Raw genomic sequence first — 24004 nt, forward strand, 5'->3', positions numbered from 1 at the left:
GGTTCCCCGGCGCGTGACCGGCCCCTGGTTTTAGCATGCTCAAGCCGGGGCGGGTGCGACCATCCGTTGCAGCAGCGGCTGGCGCGCCAGCACGAGCTCGCGCGGACCGGCATCGATCACCTTGCCGGCTTCCATCAGCACCACCGTGTCGAAGCGCGCCAGCAGGCTCAGGCGGTGGATCGACGCCACCACGCAGGCATCGGGGAAGGCGGCCGCGATGCGTTCCAGCACCCGCGCCTCGGTGGCCGCATCCAGCGCGCTGGTCGGCTCGTCGAGCAGCAGCAGCGAACTGCCGCGTGCCGCCAGCACGCCGCGGGCGAGGCACAGCCGCTGCCGCTGGCCGCCCGACAGGTTGAAGCCGCGCTCGGACAGCGGCGTGTCGAGGTCGCCGTGGGTTGCCTGCAGCACTTCGTCGAAGGTGCTGGCATGCATCGCGGCGTGCAGTTCGTCGTCGCTGGCGGGCTGGCCGAAGCCGAGGTTCTCGCGCACGCTGGCCTCGAACACCTCGGTCTCCTGCGGGATCAGCGTGACCAGGTTGCGCAGCCGCGGCCAGGGCTGCGGCTGGCCGTCGATGGCCAGCGTGCCGTGCTGCGGCGCATAGAGTCCGGCCAACACGCGCAAGAGCGTACTCTTGCCGCCGCCGCTGGGGCCGACCAGCGCGACCCGCTGGCCGCGGCCCAGTGCCAGCGACACCCGGTGCAGTCCGCTGCGCGCGCCTTCGGCCGCAACCGGCGTGCCGCGCGGGTCGTAGCGCCAGACCAGGTCTTCGATCGAGAGCGTGCGCCACGACGCATCGGTGTCGATGCCTTCCGCGGCCATGTCCCGAACCCGTTCGGGCGCCTGCCACAGCGGTGCCGCGCTGTTGTAGTCGGTGTGCATGCGGGCGAAGAACTGGAAATTCGCGGCCATCGAGGAGACCACGCTCGCCGCCTGCTGCGCGTACTGGTAGATCATGAACACCGCGCCCAGCAGCACCGCCTGGCCTGGCGCGCGCGACTGCCACACGTAGACCACGACCAGCCCCCAGGTCAGCGCCAGTCCCAGGATGTCGACCGCGAACCACTTGCCCTCGTTGAGCACCACCGTGCGCCTGAGCGGCACCGAGATCGCGGCCATGCGCCGGCCCAGCAGCACCCGCGATGCCGCCGACAGGCGCAGGCCGATCACGGTCGAGGCATTGCCGAGGAAGTCGAGCAGCGCGGCCACGTAGCGGCGGTCGGCGTCGTTCTCGGCCCGTGCCAGCCGCATCAGGGCGCGATCGAAGCGCAAGACCAGGATCGCGATGACCACATAGCCGGTGATGGCGATCGCGCCGCTGGTGCGCGACAGCAGGGTCAGCGCAACCAGCGGCCCGATGAAATTGACGATGTTCGTGAGGTAGACGAACTGGTTCTGTGCGAAGTCCGACAGGGCCTTGCTGGCCTGGTGCACGCGATGCTGCAGTTCGCCCGAGTGGTGGCTGTCGTGCCAGGCGAGGGGCGCCGCCGCGATGCGGCCATAGAGCGTGTCGGCGAGCCGCTCGCGGACCCGCAGGCCGACATTGCGCTCGAGGACGCGGCCGGGTCCGTGGACCAGCCAGGACGCGAGATAGATGCCCGCCAGCGCGGCGATCCAGCGGCCCGAAACTTCGAAGTCGCCGGTCTGCAAGGCGTTGATCGCCTGCGCCGCGAGCCAGGGCATCGTGAGCCGCAGCAGCTGCGAGCCGGTCAGCAGCGCGGTGGCGGCCAGCAGCTGCGGCCGGACGCCCTCGGCGTAGTGCCAGAGCGCGCCGTAGAGCTCACGGATTGCGTTGCCGGGCGCGCTGCTGCTCATCCGGGGGTGTCCGCGCTACTTCAGCGGGATCGGCGTTGCGCGATCGATGGGCACCGCGGTGACCGCGTTCTTCGGCGAGCCGTCGATCAGCAGGTCGGAGTAGGTCAGGTAGACCAGCGTGTTGCGCCTGGGATCGACCATGCGCACCACGCGCAGCCGCTTGAAGAGAATCGACTGCCGCTCGCTGTAGACCTCCTCGCGCTTGGGCAGCGGCTGGGTCACGCTGACCGGGCCGACCTGACGGCAGGCGATCGAGGCCTCGGCCTTGTCCTCGGCCAGGCCCAGCGCGCCCGAGACGCCGCCGGTCCTGGCGCGCGAGACATAGCAGGTCACGCCGCTGACCTTCGGGTCGTCGTAGGCCTCGACCACGATCTTGTGGTCGGGGCCGATGAGCTTGAAGGCGGTGTCGACCTCGCCGATCGGCTCGGCCACGGCGCTGGTGGCGGCGCATGCGGACCAGAGCAGGAGCTGCAGGCCAAGCGCGCGCTTCATACGATGTCCAGCGTGTGGACGCGATCGAAGCTGCCGCGGCGGCGGTCCTCGAAGTAGCGCTGCAGCGCCTCGCGCACGGTGCGAAAGGCGATCTCCTCCCACGGAATCTCTTCTTCGGTGAAGAGCCGGGCCTCGAGGGTCTCGTGGCCCGGATCGAAGCGCTCGCTGAGCAGCCGGGCACGGTAGAACAGGTGGACTTGGCCGACCCGGACCACGCTCATCACGGCGAACAGGCCTTGCATCTCGTACTCGGCGCCGGCCTCTTCGTCGGTCTCGCGCGCCGCACCCTGTTCGGTCGACTCGCCGAGCTCCATGAAGCCGGCCGGCAGGGTCCACTTGCCCCAGCGCGGCTCGATGTTGCGCTTGCACAGCAGCACGCGGTCGCCAAGTACCGGGATCGTGCCGACGACGTTGAGCGGGTTCTCGTAGTGGATCGTGTTGCAGGCCGGGCAGACCGCGCGCTCCTTGGTGTCGCCGTCGTCCGGGATGCGGTAGACGACGGCGGTGCCGCAGTTCTTGCAGTGCTTGATGGGGACGCGCAGGATCATTTGTGGATTCAGGCGATCGTGACGGTCAGGCTGGGAAGCCCGGTGATTTCGCCGACCAGCGTGTCGCCGGCAACCACCGCCGCCACCCCTTCGGGCGTGCCCGTGAAGATCAGGTCGCCGGGCTGCAGCTCCCAGGCCGCCGAGAGGTGCTCGATGGTCTCGGCCAGGTTCCAGATCAGCTTGCTCACGTTGCTGCGCTGGCGATCGGCGCCGCCGACCTGCACCGAGATCGCGGCATTCTCGATGTCGCCCGCCTGCGCCGCCGGCACGATCGGGCCGATCGGGGCGCTCTGCTCGAAGCTCTTGCCGATGTCCCAGGGACGGCCCTGCTTCTTCATGTCGTTCTGCAGGTCGCGGCGCGTCATGTCGAGGCCCACCGCGTAGCCGAAGATGTGCTTCATCGCATCGGCGGCGGCGATGTTCTTGCCGGCGGTGCCGATCGCCGCCACCAGTTCGATCTCGTGGTGCAGGTTCTTGGTCAGGGTCGGGTAGGCCATGGTGCCGGTGGTGCCGGCATCGACCACCACCACGGCATCGGCCGGCTTCATGAAGAAGAAGGGCGGCTCGCGGCCGGTGAAGCCCATTTCCTTCGCATGCTCCTCGTAGTTGCGGCCGACGCAGTAGATGCGGTGCACCGGGAAGCGCGCGGCCTGGCCGACCACCGGGATCGACACGACCGGATGGGGGGTGAAAACAAACTCGGCAGTCATGGGAAATGCGTCCTTTTTCAGCGAAAGCGGCAGTGTGCCAGAGGGCAGGGCGGGTTGCCGCGGATTGGCCGGCCCGGTGGCCGAGGCTATGCTCGCCGGATGATGAAGCTGCACAATTATTTCCGCTCCTCGGCGTCCTTTCGCGTGCGCATCGCGCTGAACCTCAAGGGGCTCGACTACGAGTACATCCCGGTGCACATCGCCCGCGGCGACCACAAGACCGGTCCCTTCGCGGCGATTTCGCCCGACCAGCTGGTGCCTCTGCTCGAGGACGAAGGCGAGCGCTTCACGCAGTCGATGGCCATCATCGAGTACCTCGACGAGACCCAGCCCGAACCGCCGCTGCTGCCGCACGACCCCGTGGGCCGCGCCCACGTGCGCGCGCTGGCCGAGTCGATCGCCTGCGAGATCCACCCGCTGAACAACCTGCGCGTGCTCAAGTACCTGGTGCGCGAGCTCAAGCTCGACGACGATGCCAAGAACGCCTGGTACCGCCACTGGGTGCGCCTGGGCATGGAGGCCTTCGAGCGCCAGCTGGCCCAGCATCCGGCCGGCACCTACTGCTATGGCAACACGCCGACCATGGCCGATTGCTGCCTGGTGCCGCAGGTCTTCAACGGCCAGCGCTTCGACTGCGACTTCAGCGGCCTGCCGCGCACCATGGCGGCCTTCGAGGCTTGCATGCAGCTCGATGCGTTCCAGCGGGCCCAGCCCTCGCGCTGCCCCGACGCGGAAGCGTGAGCATGCCGGACTGGCTGCTCCCGGACTGGCCGGCGCCAGCTGCCGTGCGCGCCATCTGCAGCACGCGCGCGGGCGGGGTCTCGACCGGCAGCTTCCAGGGGCTGAACCTGGGTGCGCATGTCGGCGACGATCCGGCGGCGGTGGCGGCCAACCGGGCGCAGTTCCGGGAGGCCATCGGGGCGCGGCCGGTGTTCCTGCAGCAGGTGCACGGCGCCGACGTCCTGCCGCTCGGGCCGTTCACGGTCGACGGCGCCAGCGCCGATGCCTGCACCACCACCGAACAGGGCATTGCCTGCACCATCATGGTTGCCGACTGCCTGCCGGTGCTGTTCACCGATGAAGCGGGCCAGCGCGTGGCGGCCGCGCATGCCGGCTGGCGCGGGCTCGCCGCCGGCGTGCTCGAAAACACGGTGGCAGCCTTCCAGGCCGAGGGCGGGGCATCGAAGCTCCTGGCCTGGCTCGGCCCCTGCATCGGACCCGATGCCTTCGAAGTCGGCGACGAGGTCCGCGCGGCCTTCGAACGTGTTTCACCCGTGGCGAATCAGTTCTTCCAGCCGGCCGGCATGCCCGGCAAATGGATGGCCGACCTGGCGGGCCTGGCGCGCATGCGGCTGCGGGCGGCGGGTGTCGAACAGCTCCACGGCAACGACAGCAGCGAGGCCTGGTGCACCGTGCACAACCCGTTACGTTTTTTCTCGCATCGGCGCGACCGTGTCAGCGGCCGCTTCGCCGCCTGCATCTGGCGCGCTTGAACCGCCCTTGGCAGCCTGGATCGCGGCCTCGCGCTCGGCCGCCTCGCGGGCCTTGATCGCGCGCCGCCGGGCCGGGGTGGCCATCAGGTAAACCACCAGTGCCACCGGCAAAAGGCCGTAGAGTAGAAAGGTGAAGATCGCGCCGAGCACGGTGCCGGTGGTGTTGGTGGCCTCGGCGACCGCCATCATCAGGGCAACATAGAGCCAGGCGATCACGACGAGGTGCATAGATGATGTTTTCAGGAAGGTATGACGGGCCGCACTGGTGGGGCCCCTGCGAATGCAGCATACTCAAAACCCGTTTGGACGAGGTGAGGCAGCAGGAGACATCATGAATCACGCACAGGCCATCGGGGCCGAGACTTTCGCGCCCTTTCAGCAGGCGCTCACGCAGGGATGGGAGAAGGCCCTCGAATCCTTTCAATCGCTCGGCGCGCAGGGTTCCGCTTCGGCGGGAGCGCCCTGGAGCCAGATGCCGAAATTCTCGTTTTCCGCCGAGAAGCTCCGCGCGCTGCAGGAACAGTACGTCAAGGAGGCCGGCGAGCTCTGGCAGAACGGCTTCGCCGGCCAGGCCGGCGCCGACAAGCGCTTCGCCGGCGCGGCCTGGGGCAGCAACCCGGTCTCGTCCTTCTCGGCGGCGATCTACCTGCTCAACGCGCGCACGCTGATGGGCATGGCGGAGGCGGTCGAAGGCGACGAGAAGACGCGCTCGCGCCTGCGCTTCGCGGTCGAGCAATGGATGGCGGCCTCGGCGCCCAGCAACTACCTGGCCTTCAATGCCGAGGCGCAGAAGAAGGCGCTCGACACCCAGGGCGAGAGCATCGCCAAGGGCATCCAGAACCTGCTGCACGACCTCCAGCAGGGCCATGTCAGCATGACCGACGAGAGCGCCTTCGAGGTCGGCCGCAATGTCGGCACCACCGAAGGCGCGGTGGTGTTCGAGAACGATCTGTTCCAGCTGCTCGAATACAAGCCGCTGACGGCCAAGGTCTACGAGCGGCCGCTGCTGCTGATCCCGCCGTGCATCAACAAGTTCTACATCCTCGACCTCCAGCCCGAGAACTCGCTGATCCGCTATGCCGTGGAGCAGGGGCACCGGGTGTTCGTCGTGAGCTGGCGCAATCCCGATGCGTCGATGGCGCACTACACCTGGGACCAGTACATCGAGGACGCCGCGATCAAGGCGATCCACGTCACGCAGGAGATCACCGGGCAGGACAAGAAGGGCGGCCAGATCGACACGCTGGGCTTCTGCGTCGGCGGCACCATTCTCTCCACCGCGCTGGCGGTGCTGGCGGCGCGGGGCGAGCAGCCGGCCGCCTCGGTGACGCTGCTGACCACCCTGCTCAACTTCACCGACACCGGCGTGCTCGACATCTTCATCGACGAGAACTTCGTGCAGTTCCGCGAGATGCAGATGGGGCAGGGCGGCCTGCTGCAGGGCGGCGAACTGGCCTCCACCTTCAGCTTCCTCAGGCCCAACGACCTGGTCTGGAACTACGTGGTGGGCAACTACCTCAAGGGCGAGACGCCGCCGCCCTTCGACCTGCTCTACTGGAACAGTGACGCCACCAACCTGCCGGGCCCGATGTACTGCTGGTATCTCCGCAACACCTACCACGAGAACAAGCTCGCGCTGCCGGGCGCGCTGACCGTCGCCGGCGAGCAGGTCGACCTCGGCGCCATCGAGGCACCGGTCTACATCTACGGCTCGCGCGAGGACCACATCGTGCCGATCGGCGGCGCCTATGCGTCGACGCAGGTGCTGAGCGGCAAGAAGCGCTTCGTGATGGGCGCCTCCGGGCACATCGCGGGCGTCATCAATCCGCCGGCCAAGAAGAAGCGCAGCCACTGGATCCGCGCCGACGGCAAGCTGCCGAAGACGCAATCCGAATGGCTGGCCGGCGCCACCGAGCATCCCGGCAGCTGGTGGACCGACTGGTCCGACTGGCTCAAGACCCATGCGGGCAAGCAGATCCCTGCCCCCAAGGCCTACGGCAAGGGCAGCGCCTACAAGGCGAGCGAGCCGGCGCCGGGCCGCTACGTCAAGGCCAAGGCCTGATCACCCACCTTTTTTCTGTCACATCAATCCACGCATCGGAGAGCACACCATGGAAGACATCGTCATCGTTTCAGCCGCACGCACCGCCGTGGGCAAGTTCGGCGGATCGCTGGCCGGCATCGCCGCCACCGAACTCGGGGCCATCGTGATCAAGGAAGTGCTGGCGCGCGCGAACGTGGCCAGCGACCAGATCGGCGAAGTCATCATGGGCCAGGTCCTGACCGCGGGCAGCGGCCAGAACCCGGCGCGCCAGGCGCTGCTGAAGAGCGGCGTCGCCAAGGAAACGCCGGCCCTGACCATCAACGCGGTCTGCGGCTCGGGCCTCAAGGCCGTGATGCTGGCGGCCCAGGCCGTTGCCACGGGCGACAGCGAGATCGTGGTCGCGGGCGGCCAGGAGAGCATGAGCCTGGCGCCGCACGTGCTGCCCAACTCGCGCAACGGCCAGCGCATGGGCGACTGGAAGCTGGTCGACTCGATGATCATCGACGGCCTGTGGGACGTCTACAACCAGTACCACATGGGCATCACGGCCGAGAACGTGGCCAAGAAGTACGACATCAGCCGCGCCGCGCAGGACGAACTCGCGCTCGGCAGCCAGACCAAGGCCGCTGCCGCGCAGGACGCCGGCAAGTTCAAGGACGAGATCGTCGCGGTCAACATCCCGCAGAAGAAGGGCGACCCGGTGGTCTTCGCCCAGGACGAGTTCATCAACCGCAAGAGCAGTGCCGAAGGCCTCGCCGGCCTGCGCCCGGCCTTCGACAAGGCGGGCGGCGTCACGGCCGGCAATGCCTCGGGCCTCAACGACGGCGCTGCCGCCGTGATGGTCATGACCGCCAAGAAGGCGGCCGCGCTGGGCCTGAAGCCGTTGGGCCGCATCGCCAGCTATGCCAGCACCGGCCTCGACCCGGCCTTCATGGGCATGGGCCCGGTGCCGGCGTCGCAGAAGGCGCTGCAGCGCGCCGGCTGGAAGCCGCAGGATCTCGACGTGCTCGAGATCAACGAAGCCTTTGCCGCCCAGGCCTGCGCCGTGAACCGCGAGATGGGCTGGGACGTGAACAAGGTCAACGTGAACGGCGGCGCGATCGCCATCGGGCATCCGATCGGTGCCTCCGGCTGCCGCATCCTGGTCACGCTGCTGCACGAGATGCAGCGCCAGAACGCCAAGAAGGGCATCGCCTCGCTGTGCATCGGCGGCGGCATGGGCGTGGCCCTGACCATCGAGCGCTGAGCGCTTGAACGACGAAACGCTCTTCCGGCAGATCCGCGACGAGCTGTTCGTCGCCGCGGTCGGTGACGTGCTGGACACCATGGGTTTCCAGCACCAGTTCCTGCCGGCCGGCATCGCGCCGCTCGAGAAATCGATGCGCGTCGTCGGCCGCGCGATGCCGGTGCTCGAGGCCGATGTCGTCAACGACGGCACGCGCTCGGCCGGGCCGCTGTCGGGCAAGCCCTTCGGCCTGATGCTGGAGGCGCTCGACGACCTGAAGCCGGGCGAGATCTACATCGCCACCGGGGCCTCGCTGCGCTACGCGCTGTGGGGCGGCCTGATGTCGACGCGGGCGCAGCACCTGAAGGCGGCCGGCGCCATCCTGGATGGCTATGTGCGCGACGCCGACGAGATCGAGCGGCTCGGCTTCGACGTCTTCTGCCGCGGCACCTATGCGCAGGACCAGGGCGTGCGCGGCCAGGTCATCGACTACCGCTGCACGATCGAGATCGACGGCGTGCGCATCGCGCCCGGCGACCTGCTGTTCGGCGACCGCGAGGGCGTGCTGGTGATTCCGCGCGCGGTCGAGGCCGAGGCGGTGGCCAAGGCGCTCGACAAGGTGCGCACCGAGAACAAGGTGGCCGATGCGATCCGCGGCGGCATGAGCGCCTGCCAGGCGCTGGCGACTTTCGGCGTGATGTAGGGCTTCGGCAATCGCGAAGCCCCGGTTATTGAAATCCCGATTGCCTGCGGGCGGCGCAGCGATGACGATCTCCGATGACGGCTGCCATCGCAGCCGCATTCGGGAGACATCATGCGAAGAACACTGAAATCACTGGCCTGGGCCGCGCTGGGCGCCAGCCTGCTGGGGCTGCAGGCCCCGGCTGCCGCGCAGGCGGCGTGGCCCGACAAGCCCGTGACCCTGGTCGTGCCCTATTCGGCCGGCGGCCCGACCGATGTGGTGGCGCGCATGCTCGCGATACCCATGGGCAAGTCGCTGGGCCAGAGCGTCATCGTCGAGAACACGGTGGGTGCCGGCGGCACGATCGCGCCGGCGCGCGTGGCGCGAGCGGCGCCGAACGGCTACACGATCCTGATCCACCACATGGGGATGGCGACCGCGCCGGCACTCTACAAGAAGCTGCCCTACGACCCGCTGAAGGACTTCGAGTACGTCGGGCAGGTGCTGGACGTGCCGATGACCCTGCTGTCGCGCAAGGACTTCCCGGCCAGCAACTTCCAGGAACTGCTCGCCTACGTCAAGACGCACAAGGACAAGGTGTCGCTGGCCAATGCCGGCGTCGGTGCGGTGTCGCAGCTGTGCGGCCTGCTGTTCACGAGCCAGATCGGCGTCGAGCTGACCACGGTGCCCTACAAGGGCGCCGGACCGGCGCTCAACGATCTGATGGGCGGCCAGGTCGACCTGCTGTGCGACCAGACCACCCAGACCGCGCCGGTCATCAAGGAAGGCAACCGGGTCAAGGTCTTCGGCGTGACCACGCCCCAGCGCCTGTCGACGATGCCGAACATCCCGACCCTCGACGAGCAGGGCCTGAAGGGCTTCGACGTGCGCGTGTGGCACGGCGTCTATGCGCCGAAGGGCACGCCGCCGGCGGTGATCGACAAGATCAATGCCGCGCTGCGCGTGGCGTTGCAGGACCTGGTGGTCAAGCAGCGCCTGGCCGACCTGAGCTCGGAGATCGTGCCGATGGACAAGGTCACGCCCGAGGCGCTGCGCAGCCACCTGACGGCCGAGGTCGCCAAGTGGGGCAAGGTGATCCGTGCCGCCGGCATCCAGGGGGAGTGATCAGTCCCCGAGCTCGATCATGACCGGCTGATGGTCGGAGACCTGCGTCTGCAGGTCGACCTCGACCCGGCGCACGCGCGGCGCCAGCGCGTCGCTGACGAAGATGAAATCGCAGGCCATCGGCTCGGGACCGTAGCTGCGGTCGAAGAGGCGGAAAGTCGGGTCGTGCGGCCGTTCCGGATGGGCCAGCGGCCAGGCATCCTGCAGCCGCCTCGCGGGCGTGCCGCCGGCCGGCAGCACGGGGTCGACGAAGGCCTGCACGATCTCGTCGTAGGCCGGATCGGTCGCCGCCATGTTGAAGTCGCCGCACAGGATCGCCTGCGGCGTGTGCCGCTTGGCCTGGAAGGGCGAGACCGCGAGCGGGTCGACCGGCGGCGCCGCGGCCTGCTCGCAGGCTTCGAGATGCAGGGCGCGCAGGGCCCGGGCCTGGGCCAGGCGCTGGCTCGGCGAGTAGTACTCGAGGTGGGTGGTCATCACGCGCAGCGAGCCCAGCTCGGGGCTGGTCAGCGTGACCACGGTGCACATGCGCGGCATGCTGCTCACGGTCGGATCGGCAGGCCAGGGCAGGACATGGTGCGAGACGCGCGACACCGGCAGCCGGGTGGCGATCAGGTTGCCGAATCGCATCGGCCGGCCGTCGGCGCCGAACTCGTCGACCGCGGCGCCGAAGAACAGCCGGAAGCCCGGCAGCAGGGCCTGCAGTTCGGCCGGCTGGTCGCCGGGCTGGCCCGGCATGCCTTCGAAGCCCGAGGCGATCTCCTGCAGGCACAGCACGTCGAAGTCGGCCATCGCGCGCGCGCCGTCGACGATGCGCCGCGGGCTCACGGCGCCGTCGAGGCCGCGGCACCACTGGGTATTCCAGGTCACGAGTTTCATGGCGTTCCCATCAGCGTTGAGGAGGGCGTTTTATCAGGTTGCGCCGGCCCTGCTGCTGCTTGCGGCCCGGCATCGGCAGCGGCAGCATCGGCTCGCGCAGCCCCGCGATCGTCGAGCCGGCGCTGGCGATGAATTTCTCGAGGGCCGGACTCGTGCGGGCCGGATTCCAGACCAGCAGGGCCGGCGTGATGGCCGAGGCGCCCGTGAACGGCACGAAGCGGACGTTGTCGACGCGCGACCGCGCGAGCGAGCGCGGCACCAGCGACACCCCCAGCCCTTCGGCCACCATCGCCACGATGGTGAGCCACTGGCGCGCGGCATGGACCGTCTTCGGATGGACGCCGGCGCGGCTGAAGATGGCGATCACGTTGTCGTAGTTCGCCGGCGACACCTCGCGCGAGAACATCACGAAGCGCTCCTCGCACAGGTCGCCGAGGTCGACCGCCTTCGCGCCGGCGTAGCGGTGGGCGGCCGGCAGGCAGAGCACGAACTCGTCGTCGACCAGCGGCAGCGAGCGCAGCTGGGGCGGGACCACGAAGGCATTGAGAAAGCCCGCATCGAGCTGGCCGTGCAGCAGGCCCTGGAGCTGTTCCGCGGTCGACATCTCGTGCAGGATCAGTTCGATGCCGTGGGCGTCGGTGTCGAAGCGTTGCACGATGGCCGGCACGCCGCGGTAGACCAGGGAGCCGGCCATTCCGACGTCGAGCCGGCCGCGGCTGCCGCTGGCCACGGCGAGGGCGATCGACGAAGCCCGCGCGACGCGATCCAGGATCTGGCGGGCTTCCTCGAGGAAGGCGGATCCGGCCGGCGTCAGTTCGACGTGCTTGCTGCTGCGCAGCAGCAGCCGGACGCCCAGCTCTTCCTCCAGCGCCTTGATCGCCAGGCTCAAGGGCGGCTGGGTGATCGCCAGCCGGTCGGCGGCGCGTCCAAAATGGAGTTCTTCGGCCAGCACGGCGAAGTACCGGAGGGAATTCAGCTTCATCCGCAACGATTCTAGAAATGAATCGATCCAGCCACAATGTGAATTGGACGCAAATGATCATCGTCTCCAAGATCCTGGAGGTCGCAATCCAGACGACGGACCTACAGGAGACAACCGCATGCATCCAATTCAACGGGCCCTGGCGCTGCTGGCCCTCGTCGGCTCGACGCTTGCAGCCGCGCAGGACTATCCCGCGGCGCCGATCACGATGGTGGTGCCGTTCGCGGCCGGCAGCGGCACGGACGCCGTCGCGCGCATCGTGGCGAAGCGGCTGGGCGAGCGGCTCAAGCAGCCGGTGCTGGTGGACAACAAGGCGGGCGCCAGTGCCCAGATCGGCGCCCAGTACGTCGCCAAGGCCAAGCCCGACGGCTACACGCTGTTCATGACGACGAACACTTCGCATTCGGCCAACCCGGCACTGTTCGCCAACCTGAAGTACGACCCGATCAAGGACTTCACGCCGATCGCCCGCGTGGGCGAACTGCCCTTCGCGGTGGTCGTGGGTTCGAAGCTGCCCGTGAACAGCATGAAGGAGCTGATCGACTACGCCAAGGCGAATCCGGGCAAGCTCTCCTATGCGACGCCGAACAGCACCTCGCTGGCGGCCGCCGAGACCATCAAGCGGATCGCCGGCATCGACATGCTCGGCATACCCTACAAGTCCAGCCCGCAGGCCTTGACGGACCTGATGGGCGGGCAGGTGCAGATGTATGTCGCCGACCTCGGCTCCAGCATGTCGATGATCAAGGCCGGCAGCGTCCGGGCGCTGGCGGTGACGACCAAGGGGCCGGTCAAGTCGCTGCCCGGCGTGGCGCCCGTGGCCGACACGGTCAAGGGCTTCGACCTGACCTCCTGGAACGGCATCCTCGGGCCGGCCGGCATGCCCCGGCCCGTCGTGGAGCGGCTGGACGCCGAGCTCCGGCAGGTGCTGGCCGAACAGGAAGTGCAGGACCAGCTCGCGCAGCTCGGCTTCGAAGTCTGGCCCAGCAGCGGCCCGGACGATTTCGCGAAGTACGTGGCCGACCAGCTCGCGCACTGGACCGCGCTGATCAAGCAGGCCGGCATTCGCCAGGAATAGCCATGAAGCAGCAAGCAGATCGCGCGCGCCGCGGCCCGCTCGCGGGTGTGCGCGTGCTCGACATGACTTCGGTGGTCATGGGGCCGTATGCGACCCAGATCCTGGCCGAACTGGGCGCCGACGTCATCAAGGTGGAGAGCCGCGAGGGCGACAACATGCGCCACGTCGGGCCCATGAAGAATCCCGGCATGGGGCACATCTTCCTGCACGCCAATGCAGGCAAGCGCAGCATCGCCCTCGACCTGAAAGTCGACGATGGGCGCGAGGCGGTGCTGAAGCTCGCCAAGGGCTGCGACGTGCTCGTCAGCAACGTGCGGCCGAAGGCGATGGCACGCCTGGGGCTGCACTACGAAGCCGTCAGGGAACGCAGCCCGGGGATCATCTACGTGAACTGCTGCGGCTTCGACCAGGACGGACCCGATGCGGCGCGGCCGGCCTATGACGACCTGATCCAGGGCGCCACGGGCGTGCCGTGGCTCATGCAGCAGTACGGCGCGCCCGAGCCGATCTATGCGCCGACGACGCTCTGCGATCGCGTCACCGGCCTGCATGCGGTCTACGCCGTGACCGCGGCGCTGTATGCGCGCAGCCAGACGGGGCAGGGGCAAGCGGTGAGCGTGCCCATGTTCGAGTCGATGTCGCAGTTCATCCTGGGCGACCACATGGCCGGACTGAGCTTCGATCCGCCGCGAGGCGAGCCCGGCTATGCACGGCTGCTGACTCCCCACAGGAAGCCGTACGCCACGCGGGATGGGCGTCTGTGCGTGCTGATCTACAACGACAAGCACTGGCGCAGCTTCTTCGAGGCCATCGGGGAGAGCGAGGGCCTCGGGGCCGATCCGCGCTTCGCGACGCACGGCGCGCGCGCGGTCCACATCGACGCCGTCTATGCCGAGGTCTCGCGGATCATGCGCACGCGCACCACGGCCGAGTGGCGGGCGCTGCTCGATGCGGCCGACGTTCCCAACATGCCGATGAACAGCCCGGCCGACCTGCTGGCGAACGCCCAGCTGCGTGCGACCGGATTCCTGCGCCAGACCCTGCATCCGACGGAGGGACTGCTGCACGTGATGGCGCCGCCGACGAAGTGGTCCGCGACCCCTCCCGAGCGCGAGCCTGCGCCCGCGCCGCGCCTGGGAGAGCACACCGTCGAATTGCTGCGCGAAGCCGGCTATTCGGATGCCGCGGTCCGCGGCCTCCTGGCGAGCGGCGCCTGCACGGCGGCGAGCATCTGATCATGAATCCGATCATGAAACCGAAGTACCTGGTCCGCAGCCAGGACGTTCCGAGCTACCGGCCCGCCAATCACCACCACACGAGCAATCAGCGCCTCATCGGCCCGGAAACCACGGGCGCACGGCAGATGGAAGTGGTGCTCGGCACCTTGCAAAAGGGCGGCGGCGCATTGCCGCACGCGCACCCGGGCGTCGAGCAGGCCTGCCATCTGCTGGAGGGCACGGCGCATGTGGAGGTGGCTGGCGAAGCCTTCGACATGGCAGCCGGCGACACCTGCTTCTTTCCGGCCGATGCCATGCACGTCTTCCAGGTGACGAGCGACACCCCGGTCAGGCTGCTGGTGATCTACAGCCCGCCCTACGCAGAGTCGCCGGACAAGCTTCGCCGGCCCGCCCACGATTGAATCAGGAGACCCCCATGAACTTCAGCCTCACACCGGAGCAGGAACAGATCCGCAACGCCATCGAAAAGGTCTGCGCGCCTTTCGATGCCGACTACTGGCTGCGCAAGGATCGCGAGGGCGGCTTTCCGGCTGACTTCCACAGTGCGCTCGCCGAATCGGGCTGGCTCGGCATCGCGATGCCGCAAGAGCATGGCGGCGCGGGGCTCGGCATCAGCGACGCGGCACTGATGATGCACACCATCTCCGCGACCGGTGCGGGCTTGTCGGGTGCGTCCGCGGTCCACATGAACATCTTCGGCCTGCATCCCGTGGTCGTCTTCGGGACGGACGAGCAGAAGCGGCGCTGGCTGCCGCCGCTGATCCAGGGCAAGGACCGCGCGTGCTTCGGCGTGACCGAGCCGAACACGGGCCTGAACACCCTCAAGCTGAAGACACGGGCGGTGCGCGAAGGCGACCACTACGTGGTGCACGGGCAGAAGGTCTGGATCAGCACGGCCCAGGTCGCGAACAAGATCCTGCTGCTGGCGCGCACCACGCCGGTCGAGGACTGCACGGGCACCGAGGGCCTGAGCCTCTTCTACACGGACCTGGACCGCTCGAAGGTCGAGGTCCGCGAGATCGAGAAGCTGGGCCGCAAGTGCGTCGATTCGAACCAGGTCTTCATCGACGGCCTTCGCATCCCCGTCGAGGACCGGGTGGGCGAGGAAGGCAAGGGATTCAGCTACATCCTGCATGGCCTGAACCCCGAGCGCATCCTGATCGCGTCGGAGGCGATCGGCCTGGGCCGCGCCGCGCTGGAGCGCGCCGCCAACTATGCGAACGAGCGCGAAGTGTTCGGCCGCCCGATCGGCAAGAACCAGGCGATCCAGCATCCGCTGGCCAGGTCGTGGATGGAGCTCGAGGCGGCGCACCTGATGGTGCAGAAGGCCGCCTGGCTCTACGACCAGCAACTGCCCTGCGGCGCCGAGGCCAACAGCGCGAAGTTCCTCGCTGCGGAAGCCTGCTATGGCGCCTGCGAGAACGCGATCCTGACGCACGGCGGCATGGGCTACGCGAAGGAGTACCACGTCGAACGCTACCTGCGCGAAGCCTGGATCCCGCGCCTCGCGCCCGTGAGTCCGCAGCTGATCCTCTGCTTCATCGCCGAGAAGGTGCTCGGCCTGCCGAAGTCCTATTGAGCTGTCACTTGATGCCGGCGCGCATGAAGCTCTGCACGAACTGGCGCTGGAACAGCAGGAAGGCGATCAGCAGCGGCGCCGAGGTCATCAAGGTGGCGGCCGTGATGACCGACCAGTCGACGCCCTGGTCGACCGACGAGAACACCTGCAGGCCCACGGTCAGCGGCCGCGCGTTGACGCTGTTGGTGATGATCAGCGGCCAGAGGAAGTTGTTCCAGTGGAAGCTCACCGACACCAGCGCGAAGGCGGTGTAGACCGGCCTGGCGAGCGGCACATAGATGCGCCACAGGATCTGCATGGCGCTCGCGCCCTCGACGCGCGCGGCTTCGTCGAGTTCCTTCGGGATGCCCATGAAGGTCTGGCGCAAGAGGAAGATCGCGAAGGCCGAAGCGAAGTAGGGCAGGCCGATGGCCAGCAGCGTGTCGACCAGGCCGAGTCGCGCCATGGTCTTGTAGTTCTCGACCAGCAGGATGTCCGGCATGATCATCAGCTGCACCAGAACCAGCGCGAAGGCGATGTTCCGGCCCTTGAACTCGTAGCGCGCGAAGGCGTAGGCGGCCAGCGTCCCGAGCACCAGCTGGACGGCCAGCACCATCGCCACCAGCAAGGTGGTGTTGAGGAAGTAGCGCGCGAACGGCGCGGCCTCCCAGGCGCGGCGGAAGTTGTCCAGCGTGAGCGGCGCAGCGAGCGCGAAGCGCGTCGAGTACTCGGCCGGATGGAAGGCGGTCCAGACCGCGTAGGCCAGCGGCAGGATCCACAGCAGCGCGAGCAGCCAGGCGGCCAGGGTGTCGAGCAGCGTCGGCTCGTTGTAGGCCAGGCGTTGCGCGCTCACTTGTAGTGCACCTTGCGGTCGAGCACGAAGAACTGGAACAGCGCGATGCCCGCCAGCACCACCACCAGCACCACCGTGATCGCCGAGGCGTAGGCCGTGTCCCAGAAGCTGAAGCCCACCTCGTACAGGTGGTAGAGCAGCAGGATCGAGGCGTTGTCGGGGCCGCCGCGGGTCAGCACGAACAGGTGGTCGACCATCCGGAAGGCGTTGATGAAGGCGTTGACCAGCACGAACAGCGTGGTCGGCATCAGGAGCGGCCACTGCACGCGGCGAAAGAAATACCAGCGCGAGGCGCCTTCGATGGCGGCGGCTTCGCGCAGGCTCGGGTTCAGGGTCTGCAGCGCCGCCAGGTAGAAGATCATGAAAAAGCCGGCCTCCTTCCAGATCGCCACCAGCGTCACGGCGCCGAGCGCGGTCGACGGGCTGCCGAGCCAGTTGTGCGAGGGCAGGCCGAGCGCGCCCGTGATCTGTTCGAGCAGGCCGTACTGCGGCGTGTAGAAGAACAGCCAGATGTTGGCCACCGCGATCATCGGCAGCACGGTCGGCGTGAAGTAGGCCATGCGCAGGAAGGCGCGGCCCGCGATGCGCTCGTTGACCCACAGCGCCATCACCAGCGCCAGCGCGATCGACAGCGGAATGGTCGCGCCAGCGAACCAGAGGTTGTTGCGCACCGCCTTCCAGAACACCGGGTCGCCGACCATCACCTGGTAGTTCTCGAGCCCGACCCAGACGCCGGGGCGGCTGCCCTTGGGCGTCGAGTAGAAGCTGTCGACCAGCGTCGAGACCGCCGGCCAGTGCGTGAACGCGACCAGCAGCACCAGCGCCGGCAACAGCAGCAGCCACGCGTTCACCGCATGGCGCGCTGCGCTGCCGCCGGCGTCGTGCCTCACTTGAACGAACGCAGGATGCGGTCGGCCTCGCGCTGCGCGTCCTGCATCGCCTGTGCCGCCGTCTTGCTGCCGGTCAGCGCGGCCTGCAGGCCATCGTTGAGCGCCTTGGTCACGCGCTGGTTGTCATGGGTGGAGAACTCGGCCACCGATACCGGCAGCTGGTCGCGCGCCACCAGCGCCTGCGGGAAGTCGCGGCCGTACTTGCGCAGGGTGTCGGTCTCGTAGGCGGCCGGCGAGACCGCCACATAGCCGGTGTCCATGCTCCATTGCGCGGCGCGCTCGGGCTGGGTGATCCACTTGATGAACTTGAAGGCGGCATCCTGCTGCGCCGGCGTCGACTTCTTGAAGATGTAGAAGTTGCCGCCGCCGGTGGGCGAGCCCTTGCGCCGGTTGCCGGGGATCATGCCGACGCCGAAGTCGAACTTGGCGTTGGCCTTGATGTTGGTCAGGTTGCCGGTGGTGGTGTAGATGATCGCGGCCTTCTTCTCGAAGAAATCCTTCGGCGTGGTGCCCCACTCGACCACGCCGGGCGGGTGGATGCCGGCCTTGCCGAGGTCGACCCAGTACTGCAGGGCCTCGATCACCTTCGGATCGTCGAACTTCACGGCGGTGCCGGCTTCGTTGGCGAGGATCGTGTCGTTCGGCGTCGTCAGGGTCTGGAACAGCCAGTAGGGGAAGCCGCTCGAGGGGATCTGCACCCCCCATTGCGTGACCTTGCCGCCGGCGTCCTTCTTCGTCAGCTTGGTGGCGGCGTCCTTCAGTTCGGCCCAGGTGGTCGGCGGCTTGTTGGGGTCGAGGCCGGCTTCCTTGAACAGTTCCTTGTTCCAGTACATGACCACGGTCGAGCGCTGGAACGGAATGCCCCAGGTCTTGCCGCCGGTCTGGCTGTTCATCATGAAGGCCTTGTAGAAGCCGTTGAGCCAGGCCTTGTCTTCCGCGGTCTTCACGAAGTCGTCGAAGGGGACGATCGCCTCCTCGTCGATCAGGGTGAACATGTCGGTCGACAGCAGCACCGAGGTGACCGGCGGCGTGCCCGACTTGTGCGCGGTCAGGGCCTTGACGATGGTCTCCTGGTAGGTGCCCGCATAGATCGGCGAGACCTTCACGCCCGGGTTCTCCTTCATGAAGCCGGCGGCGAAGCCGTCGATGGTCTTGGCGATCGGCCCGCCGACGGCCACCGGGTAGTAGAACTGCAGTTCCACCGGCGCCTGGGCATGCACCAGGCCGGTGCCGGCCGTGAACAGGCCGCTCGCGGCCAACAGGGGCAGGGCCAGGCCCCGGACGAAGGTCTTGCGTTTCATGGTCTTCTTTTTCCTCGGGAGTGAAATTCAGTGGCAGCGCTGGCCGGCGGCGTCGAAGCCATGGCCTTCCTCGGGGGCCCAGCGCAGGCCGACGCGGTCGCCCGGCTCGGCGCGATGCTGGCCCGCGGTGCGCACCAGCAGGACCTGGCTTCCGACCGCGCAGCGCAGCACCAGGTCGGCGCCCAGGTATTCCAGGCTCTGCACCGTGGCCGGAATACCCAGCGGGTCGAGCGCGATCGCCTCGGGCCGAACGCCCAAGGTCGCGGCCTGCAGGCCCAGGTCGACCTCGCTGCCGGCGATGCGGCCGGCTTCGAGTGCCACCAGGTTCATCGCCGGCGTGCCGATGAAACGGGCCGCGAAGGTGGTCGCCGGGCGGGCGTAGAGCTCGCGCGGCATGCCGGCCTGCTCGACGCGGCCGCGGTTCAGCAGCACCACCTGGTCGGCCATGCTCATCGCCTCGGTCTGGTCGTGCGTGACATAGACCACCGTGAGGCCCAGCTGGCGCTGCAGCTCGCGCAACTCGCGGCGCATGTCCTGGCGCAACTGGGCGTCCAGGTTGGACAGTGGTTCATCCATGAGACAGACCTTGGCCTGGGCCACCAGCGCCCGGCCCAGCGCCACCCGCTGCTGCTGGCCGCCCGAGAGCTGCGCGGGCTTGCGCTCGAGCAGGGCCTCGAGGCCCAGCAGTGCCGCGACCTCGCGCAGTCGGCGCGCGCTTTCGGCCGCCGGCGTCTTGCGCACCGACAAGCCGAAGCCGATGTTCTCGGCCACGCTCAAGTGCGGGAAGAGGGCGTAGTTCTGGAACACCATGGCGATGCCGCGCTCGGCCGGCGGCAGGCGGGTGACGTCGCGCCCGTCGATCAGCACCTGGCCCGCGGAGGCGGTCTCGAGCCCGGCCAGGATCCGCAGCGTGGTCGACTTGCCGCAGCCCGAGGGGCCGAGCAGCACGCAGAAGCTTCCGGGCTCTATATGGAGGTTCACCGCATGCAGCGCGGTGGCGTCGCCCCATGACTTGGCGATGTTCGTCAGCTCGATGGAGGACATCGACTCAGTATATGGACGGCTTGTGACACCCGGTTGCATTGAGGGGTCAGTGTTTTCCTCATCGGGCGGGCTCCAAAAACTTCGCTAAAGTGATCAGCGCCTGTTCAGGCTCGCAAATACCAAGGAAACTTCATGAGCAAAAAAGTCGCATACGTCACCGGGGGCATGGGGGGCATCGGAACGGCCATTTGCCAGCGCCTGGCCAAGGACGGTTTCACCGTCATTGCCGGCTGCGGCCCCACCCGCGATCACGCCAAATGGCTGGCGGAGCAGAAGGCCGAGGGCTACGAGTTCCATGCCTCGGTCGGCAATGTCGGGGATTGGCAGTCGACCGTCGAGGCCTTCACCAAGGCCAAGGCCGAGCATGGCAGCATCGACGTGCTGGTGAACAACGCGGGCATCACGCGCGACCGCATGTTCCTCAAGATGACGCCGGAAGACTGGAGCTCGGTGATCGAGACCAACCTCAACAGCATGTTCAACGTCACCAAGCAGGTGGTGGGCGACATGGTCGAGAAGGGCTGGGGCCGGATCATCAACATCAGCTCGGTCAACGGCGCCAAAGGGCAGGCCGGGCAGACCAACTATTCGGCCGCCAAGGCCGGCATGCACGGCTTCACGATGGCCCTGGCCCAGGAACTCGCCGCCAAGGGCGTGACCGTCAACACGGTCAGCCCGGGCTACATCGGCACCGACATGGTGAAGGCGATCCGCCAGGAAGTGCTCGACAAGATCGTCGGCACCATCCCGGTCAAGCGCCTGGGCGAGCCGAGCGAGATCGCCTCGATCATCGCCTGGCTGGCAACCGACGAGGGCGGCTATTCCACCGGGGCCGATTTCTCGGTCAATGGTGGGCTTCACATGCACTGAGGCGCCACCCCGGAAAGACCCACGAAGAAACCCGCCACGGCGGGTTTTTTCATTTGCGCCTCCGCTCACAACACATCACACCAGGAGATCCCGCATGACCCCCACCGCAATGCCGGCCGCTCCGGCGGCGAAGCTGCCCCTCTACCGGTCGCTCTATGTCCAGGTGATCACGGCCGTGATCATCGGCGTGCTGCTCGGGCACTTCTATCCCTCGGTCGGCGAGACCATGAAGCCGCTCGGCGACGGCTTCATCAAGCTGATCAAGATGATGATCGCGCCGATCATCTTCTGCACGGTGGTGGTCGGCATCGCGGGCATGGAGGACATGAAGAAGGTCGGCAAGACCGGCGGGCTGGCACTGCTCTATTTCGAGATCGTCAGCAGCATCGCGCTGGTGGTCGGGCTGGTGCTGGTCAACGTCTTCAGGCCGGGCGCCGGCATGAACATCGACCCGGCGTCGCTCGACACGCGGGCGCTGGCCGCCTACACCGGGCCGGGCAAGATGGAGGGCACGGTCGACTTCCTGCTGCACGTCATTCCCAACACGCTGGTCGATGCCTTCGCCAAGGGCGAGATCCTGCAGGTGCTGCTGATCGCGGTGCTGTTCGGCTTCGCGCTGCACCGCTTCGGCGGCCGCGGCACGCTGATCTTCGACATCATCGAGAAGGGCTCGCACGTGCTGTTCGTGATCGTCAACTACATCATGAAGCTGGCGCCGATCGGCGCCTTCGGCGCCATGGCGTTCACGATCGGCAAGTACGGCATCGGCTCCCTGTTCTCGCTCGGCAAGCTGATGGGCACCTTCTACCTGACCTGCCTGCTGTTCATCTTCGTGGTCCTCGGCACGATCGCGCGGCTGCACGGCTTCAGCATCTGGAAGTTCATCAAGTACATCAAGGAAGAACTGCTGATCGTGCTGGGCACCTCGTCGTCCGAGTCGGTGCTGCCGCGGATGATGGAGAAGATGGAGAACCTCGGCGCCAAGAAGACGGTCGTCGGCCTGGTGATCCCGACCGGCTACTCGTTCAACCTCGACGGCACCTCGATCTATTTGACGATGGCGGCAGTTTTCATCGCCCAGGCCACCAACACGCCGATGACGCTGATGCAGCAGATCACGCTGCTCGGCGTGCTGCTGCTGACCTCGAAGGGCGCGGCCGGCGTCACGGGCAGCGGCTTCATCGTGCTGGCGGCGACGCTGTCGGCGGTGGGGCACGTGCCGGTGGCCGGCCTGGCGCTGATCCTCGGCATCGACCGCTTCATGTCCGAGGCCCGTGCGCTCACCAACCTGATCGGCAACGGCGTCGCCACCCTGGTGGTCGCCAAGTGGACCGACGAGCTCGACATGGAGCGGCTGAAGGCCGGGCTCGACAACGAGACCTGGGTCGAAGCCCAGGAGCCCGAGGAACTGATCAACGCCCGTACGGAAAAGATGGCCACCTGAGTTCGGCGGCGGCCTCGTTCTTGCAGAATGCAAGACGATGCCCCACAGCGTTTCACTGATCAACACCATCGCCGCCGGCCTCGGCCTGGCGCTGGTGCTCGGCTTCCTGGCGACGCGGCTGCGCTTGCCGGCGCTGGTCGGCTATCTGCTCGCGGGCGTGATCATCGGGCCGTTCACGCCGGGCTTCGTCGCCGATGCCGGCATCGCCGCGCAGCTGGCCGAGATCGGCGTGATGCTGCTGATGTTCGGCGTCGGCCTGCATTTCTCGCTAGACGACCTGCTCGCGGTGCGCAAGGTCGCGCTGCCGGGCGCGCTGGTCCAGATGGCGGTGGCGACGCTGTTCGGCGCCGCCCTGGCCAGCTGGTGGGGCTGGAGCCCGGGGGGCGCGCTGGTGTTCGGGCTGGCGCTGTCGGTGGCCAGCACGGTGGTGCTGCTGCGCGCGCTCGAAAGCCTCGGCATCCTCGAGACCTTCACCGGCCGCATCGCGATCGGCTGGCTGGTCGTCGAAGACCTGGCGATGGTGCTGGTGCTGGTGCTGCTGCCGCCGCTCGCAGGGGCGCTGGGCGGTGCCGCCGTGGCCGACGCTGGTCCGCCGGTCTGGCAGACGCTGGGCCTCACCCTGCTGCAGGTCGGCGGCTTCGTGCTGCTGATGCTGGTGGTCGGCCGGCGCGTGTTCCCGTGGGTGCTGTGGCAGGTGGCGCGCACCAATTCGCGCGAGCTGTTCACGCTCTGCGTGGTGGCGGCGGCGGTCAGCATCGCCTTCGCCTCTGCGGCGCTGTTCGGCGTCTCGTTCGCGCTCGGCGCCTTCTTCGCCGGGGTGGTGATGCGCGAGTCGGAATTCAGCCATCGCGCGGCGCAGGAATCGCTGCCGCTGCGCGACGCCTTCGCGGTGCTGTTCTTCGTCTCGGTCGGCATGCTGTTCGATCCGTCGGTGCTGGTCGAGCGGCCGCTGCAGGTGCTGGCGGTGGTGCTGGTGATCGTGGTCGGCAAGTCGGTCGCGGCCTGCGCCCTGGTCTTGCTGCTGCGCTACCCGCTCGGCACGGCGCTCACGGTCAGCGCCAGCCTGGCGCAGATCGGCGAGTTCTCGTTCATCCTGGCGGCGCTGGGCGGTTCCCTGGGCCTGCTGCCGCCCGAAGGGCAGAGCCTGCTGCTGGCCGGCGCGCTGATCTCGATCGCCTCCAATCCGCTGTGGTTCAGCCTGATCGGTCCGCTGCAGCAATGGCTGCATGCCCATTCTTCCTTCGCGCGCGGGCTCGAGTCGCGCGACGACCCGCTGGCCGAGCTGCCGATGCACACCGAGGCCAAGTACCTGTCGCGCCAGGTGGTGCTGGTCGGCTATGGCCGGGTCGGGCGGCGCATCGCGGCGGCGCTGGCGGCCAACGACATTCCCTTCGTGGTGGCGGAGCAGAACCGCGCCATCGTCGAGCAGCTGCGCGGCGAGGGCATGGCCGCCGTGTGGGGCGACGCGGCCGATCCGTCGGTGCTGATCCAGGCCCACATCGCCCGCGCCCGCGTGCTGGTGATCGCGACCGCGGATGCGATGAACGTGCGGCAGATGATCGAGGCCGCGCGCACGCTGAACCCCGCGATCGAGACCGTGATTCGCAGCCACAACGAGGACGAGGCCCGCCTGCTGACGCAGCAGGACGCGGTCACGGTCTGCCTGGGCGAGCAGGAACTGGCGCAGGCGATGGCTCGGACGGTGCTCGCGCGCGCCGCCGGCGCCTGAGCGAAGCCAG

At 68.0% G+C, this 24004-nt stretch carries 24 protein-coding genes; 13 read left to right on the forward strand and 11 right to left on the reverse strand.

The window, feature by feature from the left end:
- Nucleotides 1-39: 39 nt before the first annotated feature.
- The 4 genes from QTI45_RS03460 to QTI45_RS03475 are packed head-to-tail and all read right to left on the reverse strand — an operon-like array spanning nt 40 to nt 3562.
- The gene (locus tag QTI45_RS03460; protein WP_286653500.1) at nt 40-1812 is read right to left on the reverse strand and encodes an ABC transporter ATP-binding protein; all 1773 of its coding nucleotides are present in this window, start codon (nt 1810-1812) and stop codon (nt 40-42) included.
- Between the two features lie 15 nt (nt 1813-1827).
- On the reverse strand, nt 1828-2304 hold the full coding sequence (locus tag QTI45_RS03465) for a CreA family protein (protein ID WP_286367357.1): 477 nt from the start codon (nt 2302-2304) through the stop codon (nt 1828-1830).
- Nucleotides 2301-2852 carry an NUDIX hydrolase gene (locus QTI45_RS03470; protein WP_286367358.1) on the reverse strand — a complete coding sequence of 184 codons (552 nt, stop codon included), beginning with the start codon at nt 2850-2852 and terminating at the stop codon, nt 2301-2303. The genes QTI45_RS03465 and QTI45_RS03470 overlap by 4 nt, the downstream gene beginning before the upstream one ends.
- Before the next feature lie 8 nt (nt 2853-2860).
- Nucleotides 2861-3562: a fumarylacetoacetate hydrolase family protein gene (locus QTI45_RS03475; RefSeq protein ID WP_286653501.1), complete on the reverse strand. Its 702-nt coding sequence runs from the start codon at nt 3560-3562 to the stop codon at nt 2861-2863.
- 102 nt (nt 3563-3664) lie between these two features.
- Here QTI45_RS03475 and maiA point away from each other — a divergent pair, with 102 nt between their 5' ends.
- Together maiA and pgeF are read left to right on the forward strand one after the other, a co-directional pair.
- A complete protein-coding gene (gene maiA / locus QTI45_RS03480; RefSeq protein ID WP_286367360.1) occupies nt 3665-4303 on the forward strand; it encodes a maleylacetoacetate isomerase in 639 nt (212 codons plus the stop codon).
- Nucleotides 4304-4305: 2 nt separating this feature from the next.
- Nucleotides 4306-5055 (forward strand): peptidoglycan editing factor PgeF, encoded by a 750-nt coding sequence (pgeF, locus tag QTI45_RS03485; protein ID WP_286653502.1) that lies wholly within the window; start codon nt 4306-4308, stop codon nt 5053-5055.
- On the opposite strand, the gene QTI45_RS03490 is transcribed toward pgeF, so the two are convergent.
- The gene (locus tag QTI45_RS03490; protein WP_286367362.1) at nt 4987-5283 is read right to left on the reverse strand and encodes a hypothetical protein; all 297 of its coding nucleotides are present in this window, start codon (nt 5281-5283) and stop codon (nt 4987-4989) included. The two genes, pgeF and QTI45_RS03490, sit on opposite strands and share 69 nt — an antisense overlap.
- 103 nt (nt 5284-5386) lie before the next feature.
- On the opposite strand from QTI45_RS03490, the gene phaC reads away from it, so the two are divergent.
- From phaC to QTI45_RS03510, 4 genes are all read left to right on the forward strand, one after another.
- Nucleotides 5387-7117, forward strand: coding sequence for a class I poly(R)-hydroxyalkanoic acid synthase (gene phaC, locus QTI45_RS03495; RefSeq protein WP_286367363.1), 1731 nt, complete (start codon nt 5387-5389; stop codon nt 7115-7117).
- Between the two features lie 49 nt (nt 7118-7166).
- Nucleotides 7167-8345, forward strand: a complete 1179-nt coding sequence (locus tag QTI45_RS03500) for an acetyl-CoA C-acetyltransferase (RefSeq protein WP_286653503.1) — start codon at nt 7167-7169, stop codon at nt 8343-8345.
- Nucleotides 8346-8349: 4 nt separating this feature from the next.
- A complete protein-coding gene (locus QTI45_RS03505; protein ID WP_286653504.1) occupies nt 8350-9027 on the forward strand; it encodes an RraA family protein in 678 nt (225 codons plus the stop codon).
- Between the two features lie 111 nt (nt 9028-9138).
- Nucleotides 9139-10131 carry a tripartite tricarboxylate transporter substrate-binding protein gene (locus QTI45_RS03510; RefSeq protein ID WP_286653505.1) on the forward strand — a complete coding sequence of 331 codons (993 nt, stop codon included), beginning with the start codon at nt 9139-9141 and terminating at the stop codon, nt 10129-10131.
- Here QTI45_RS03510 and QTI45_RS03515 read toward each other — a convergent pair whose 3' ends face one another.
- Together QTI45_RS03515 and QTI45_RS03520 are read right to left on the reverse strand one after the other, a co-directional pair.
- Nucleotides 10132-11007 carry an endonuclease/exonuclease/phosphatase family protein gene (locus QTI45_RS03515; RefSeq protein ID WP_286653506.1) on the reverse strand — a complete coding sequence of 292 codons (876 nt, stop codon included), beginning with the start codon at nt 11005-11007 and terminating at the stop codon, nt 10132-10134.
- A gap of 10 nt (nt 11008-11017) precedes the next feature.
- Nucleotides 11018-11989 carry a LysR family transcriptional regulator gene (locus QTI45_RS03520; RefSeq protein WP_286653507.1) on the reverse strand — a complete coding sequence of 324 codons (972 nt, stop codon included), beginning with the start codon at nt 11987-11989 and terminating at the stop codon, nt 11018-11020.
- A gap of 118 nt (nt 11990-12107) precedes the next feature.
- On the opposite strand from QTI45_RS03520, the gene QTI45_RS03525 reads away from it, so the two are divergent.
- The 4 genes from QTI45_RS03525 to QTI45_RS03540 are packed head-to-tail and all read left to right on the forward strand — an operon-like array spanning nt 12108 to nt 15884.
- Nucleotides 12108-13067, forward strand: coding sequence for a Bug family tripartite tricarboxylate transporter substrate binding protein (locus QTI45_RS03525; protein ID WP_286653508.1), 960 nt, complete (start codon nt 12108-12110; stop codon nt 13065-13067).
- 2 nt (nt 13068-13069) lie between these two features.
- Nucleotides 13070-14302 carry a CaiB/BaiF CoA transferase family protein gene (locus QTI45_RS03530; protein WP_286653509.1) on the forward strand — a complete coding sequence of 411 codons (1233 nt, stop codon included), beginning with the start codon at nt 13070-13072 and terminating at the stop codon, nt 14300-14302.
- A 14-nt stretch (nt 14303-14316) separates the two neighbouring features.
- A complete protein-coding gene (locus QTI45_RS03535) occupies nt 14317-14706 on the forward strand; it encodes a cupin domain-containing protein (RefSeq protein WP_286367371.1) in 390 nt (129 codons plus the stop codon).
- A gap of 14 nt (nt 14707-14720) precedes the next feature.
- The gene (locus QTI45_RS03540; RefSeq protein WP_286367372.1) at nt 14721-15884 is read left to right on the forward strand and encodes an acyl-CoA dehydrogenase family protein; all 1164 of its coding nucleotides are present in this window, start codon (nt 14721-14723) and stop codon (nt 15882-15884) included.
- Between the two features lie 4 nt (nt 15885-15888).
- Here the strand turns inward: QTI45_RS03540 and QTI45_RS03545 are convergent, their stop codons facing one another.
- The 4 genes from QTI45_RS03545 to QTI45_RS03560 are packed head-to-tail and all read right to left on the reverse strand — an operon-like array spanning nt 15889 to nt 19951.
- A complete protein-coding gene (locus QTI45_RS03545) occupies nt 15889-16716 on the reverse strand; it encodes a carbohydrate ABC transporter permease (RefSeq protein ID WP_444813249.1) in 828 nt (275 codons plus the stop codon).
- The gene (locus QTI45_RS03550; RefSeq protein ID WP_286367373.1) at nt 16713-17606 is read right to left on the reverse strand and encodes a carbohydrate ABC transporter permease; all 894 of its coding nucleotides are present in this window, start codon (nt 17604-17606) and stop codon (nt 16713-16715) included. Before QTI45_RS03550 ends, QTI45_RS03545 begins: the two co-directional genes overlap by 4 nt.
- Nucleotides 17603-18907 carry an ABC transporter substrate-binding protein gene (locus QTI45_RS03555; RefSeq protein WP_286653510.1) on the reverse strand — a complete coding sequence of 435 codons (1305 nt, stop codon included), beginning with the start codon at nt 18905-18907 and terminating at the stop codon, nt 17603-17605. Before QTI45_RS03555 ends, QTI45_RS03550 begins: the two co-directional genes overlap by 4 nt.
- Nucleotides 18908-18934: 27 nt before the next feature.
- Nucleotides 18935-19951, reverse strand: a complete 1017-nt coding sequence (locus QTI45_RS03560; protein ID WP_286653511.1) for an ABC transporter ATP-binding protein — start codon at nt 19949-19951, stop codon at nt 18935-18937.
- 132 nt (nt 19952-20083) lie between these two features.
- Between QTI45_RS03560 and phbB the strand changes: the two genes are divergently transcribed.
- The 3 genes from phbB to QTI45_RS03575 all read left to right on the forward strand — a co-directional run bounded on the left by phbB (nt 20084) and on the right by QTI45_RS03575 (nt 23994).
- Nucleotides 20084-20821 (forward strand): acetoacetyl-CoA reductase, encoded by a 738-nt coding sequence (gene phbB / locus QTI45_RS03565; RefSeq protein ID WP_286367376.1) that lies wholly within the window; start codon nt 20084-20086, stop codon nt 20819-20821.
- Between the two features lie 94 nt (nt 20822-20915).
- A complete protein-coding gene (locus QTI45_RS03570; protein ID WP_286524245.1) occupies nt 20916-22265 on the forward strand; it encodes a dicarboxylate/amino acid:cation symporter in 1350 nt (449 codons plus the stop codon).
- Between the two features lie 37 nt (nt 22266-22302).
- Complete coding sequence (locus QTI45_RS03575; RefSeq protein WP_286653512.1) at nt 22303-23994, forward strand: cation:proton antiporter domain-containing protein; 1692 nt, start codon at nt 22303-22305, stop codon at nt 23992-23994.
- Nucleotides 23995-24004: the final 10 nt, after the last annotated feature.

Source organism: Variovorax saccharolyticus, assembly GCF_030316765.1.
Taxonomy (GTDB): Bacteria; Pseudomonadota; Gammaproteobacteria; order Burkholderiales; family Burkholderiaceae_C; genus Variovorax; species Variovorax saccharolyticus.

Excerpts from the sequence above, each read along its gene's own strand:
- QTI45_RS03510 (WP_286653505.1), top strand. The coding sequence starts at position 9,139 with ATGCGAAGAACACTGAAATCACTGGCCTGGGCCGCGCTGGGCGCCAGC.
- QTI45_RS03520 (WP_286653507.1), bottom strand. The coding sequence starts at position 11,989 with ATGAAGCTGAATTCCCTCCGGTACTTCGCCGTGCTGGCCGAAGAACTC.
- QTI45_RS03500 (WP_286653503.1), top strand. The coding sequence starts at position 7,167 with ATGGAAGACATCGTCATCGTTTCAGCCGCACGCACCGCCGTGGGCAAG.
- pgeF (WP_286653502.1), top strand. The coding sequence starts at position 4,306 with ATGCCGGACTGGCTGCTCCCGGACTGGCCGGCGCCAGCTGCCGTGCGC.
- QTI45_RS03540 (WP_286367372.1), top strand. The coding sequence starts at position 14,721 with ATGAACTTCAGCCTCACACCGGAGCAGGAACAGATCCGCAACGCCATC.
- QTI45_RS03475 (WP_286653501.1), bottom strand. The coding sequence starts at position 3,562 with ATGACTGCCGAGTTTGTTTTCACCCCCCATCCGGTCGTGTCGATCCCG.
- maiA (WP_286367360.1), top strand. The coding sequence starts at position 3,665 with ATGAAGCTGCACAATTATTTCCGCTCCTCGGCGTCCTTTCGCGTGCGC.
- QTI45_RS03555 (WP_286653510.1), bottom strand. The coding sequence starts at position 18,907 with ATGAAACGCAAGACCTTCGTCCGGGGCCTGGCCCTGCCCCTGTTGGCC.
- QTI45_RS03535 (WP_286367371.1), top strand. The coding sequence starts at position 14,317 with ATGAAACCGAAGTACCTGGTCCGCAGCCAGGACGTTCCGAGCTACCGG.
- QTI45_RS03460 (WP_286653500.1), bottom strand. The coding sequence starts at position 1,812 with ATGAGCAGCAGCGCGCCCGGCAACGCAATCCGTGAGCTCTACGGCGCG.
- QTI45_RS03525 (WP_286653508.1), top strand. The coding sequence starts at position 12,108 with ATGCATCCAATTCAACGGGCCCTGGCGCTGCTGGCCCTCGTCGGCTCG.
- QTI45_RS03490 (WP_286367362.1), bottom strand. The coding sequence starts at position 5,283 with ATGCACCTCGTCGTGATCGCCTGGCTCTATGTTGCCCTGATGATGGCG.
- phaC (WP_286367363.1), top strand. The coding sequence starts at position 5,387 with ATGAATCACGCACAGGCCATCGGGGCCGAGACTTTCGCGCCCTTTCAG.
- QTI45_RS03570 (WP_286524245.1), top strand. The coding sequence starts at position 20,916 with ATGACCCCCACCGCAATGCCGGCCGCTCCGGCGGCGAAGCTGCCCCTC.
- QTI45_RS03560 (WP_286653511.1), bottom strand. The coding sequence starts at position 19,951 with ATGTCCTCCATCGAGCTGACGAACATCGCCAAGTCATGGGGCGACGCC.
- QTI45_RS03465 (WP_286367357.1), bottom strand. The coding sequence starts at position 2,304 with ATGAAGCGCGCGCTTGGCCTGCAGCTCCTGCTCTGGTCCGCATGCGCC.
- QTI45_RS03575 (WP_286653512.1), top strand. The coding sequence starts at position 22,303 with ATGCCCCACAGCGTTTCACTGATCAACACCATCGCCGCCGGCCTCGGC.
- phbB (WP_286367376.1), top strand. The coding sequence starts at position 20,084 with ATGAGCAAAAAAGTCGCATACGTCACCGGGGGCATGGGGGGCATCGGA.
- QTI45_RS03530 (WP_286653509.1), top strand. The coding sequence starts at position 13,070 with ATGAAGCAGCAAGCAGATCGCGCGCGCCGCGGCCCGCTCGCGGGTGTG.
- QTI45_RS03515 (WP_286653506.1), bottom strand. The coding sequence starts at position 11,007 with ATGAAACTCGTGACCTGGAATACCCAGTGGTGCCGCGGCCTCGACGGC.
- QTI45_RS03470 (WP_286367358.1), bottom strand. The coding sequence starts at position 2,852 with ATGATCCTGCGCGTCCCCATCAAGCACTGCAAGAACTGCGGCACCGCC.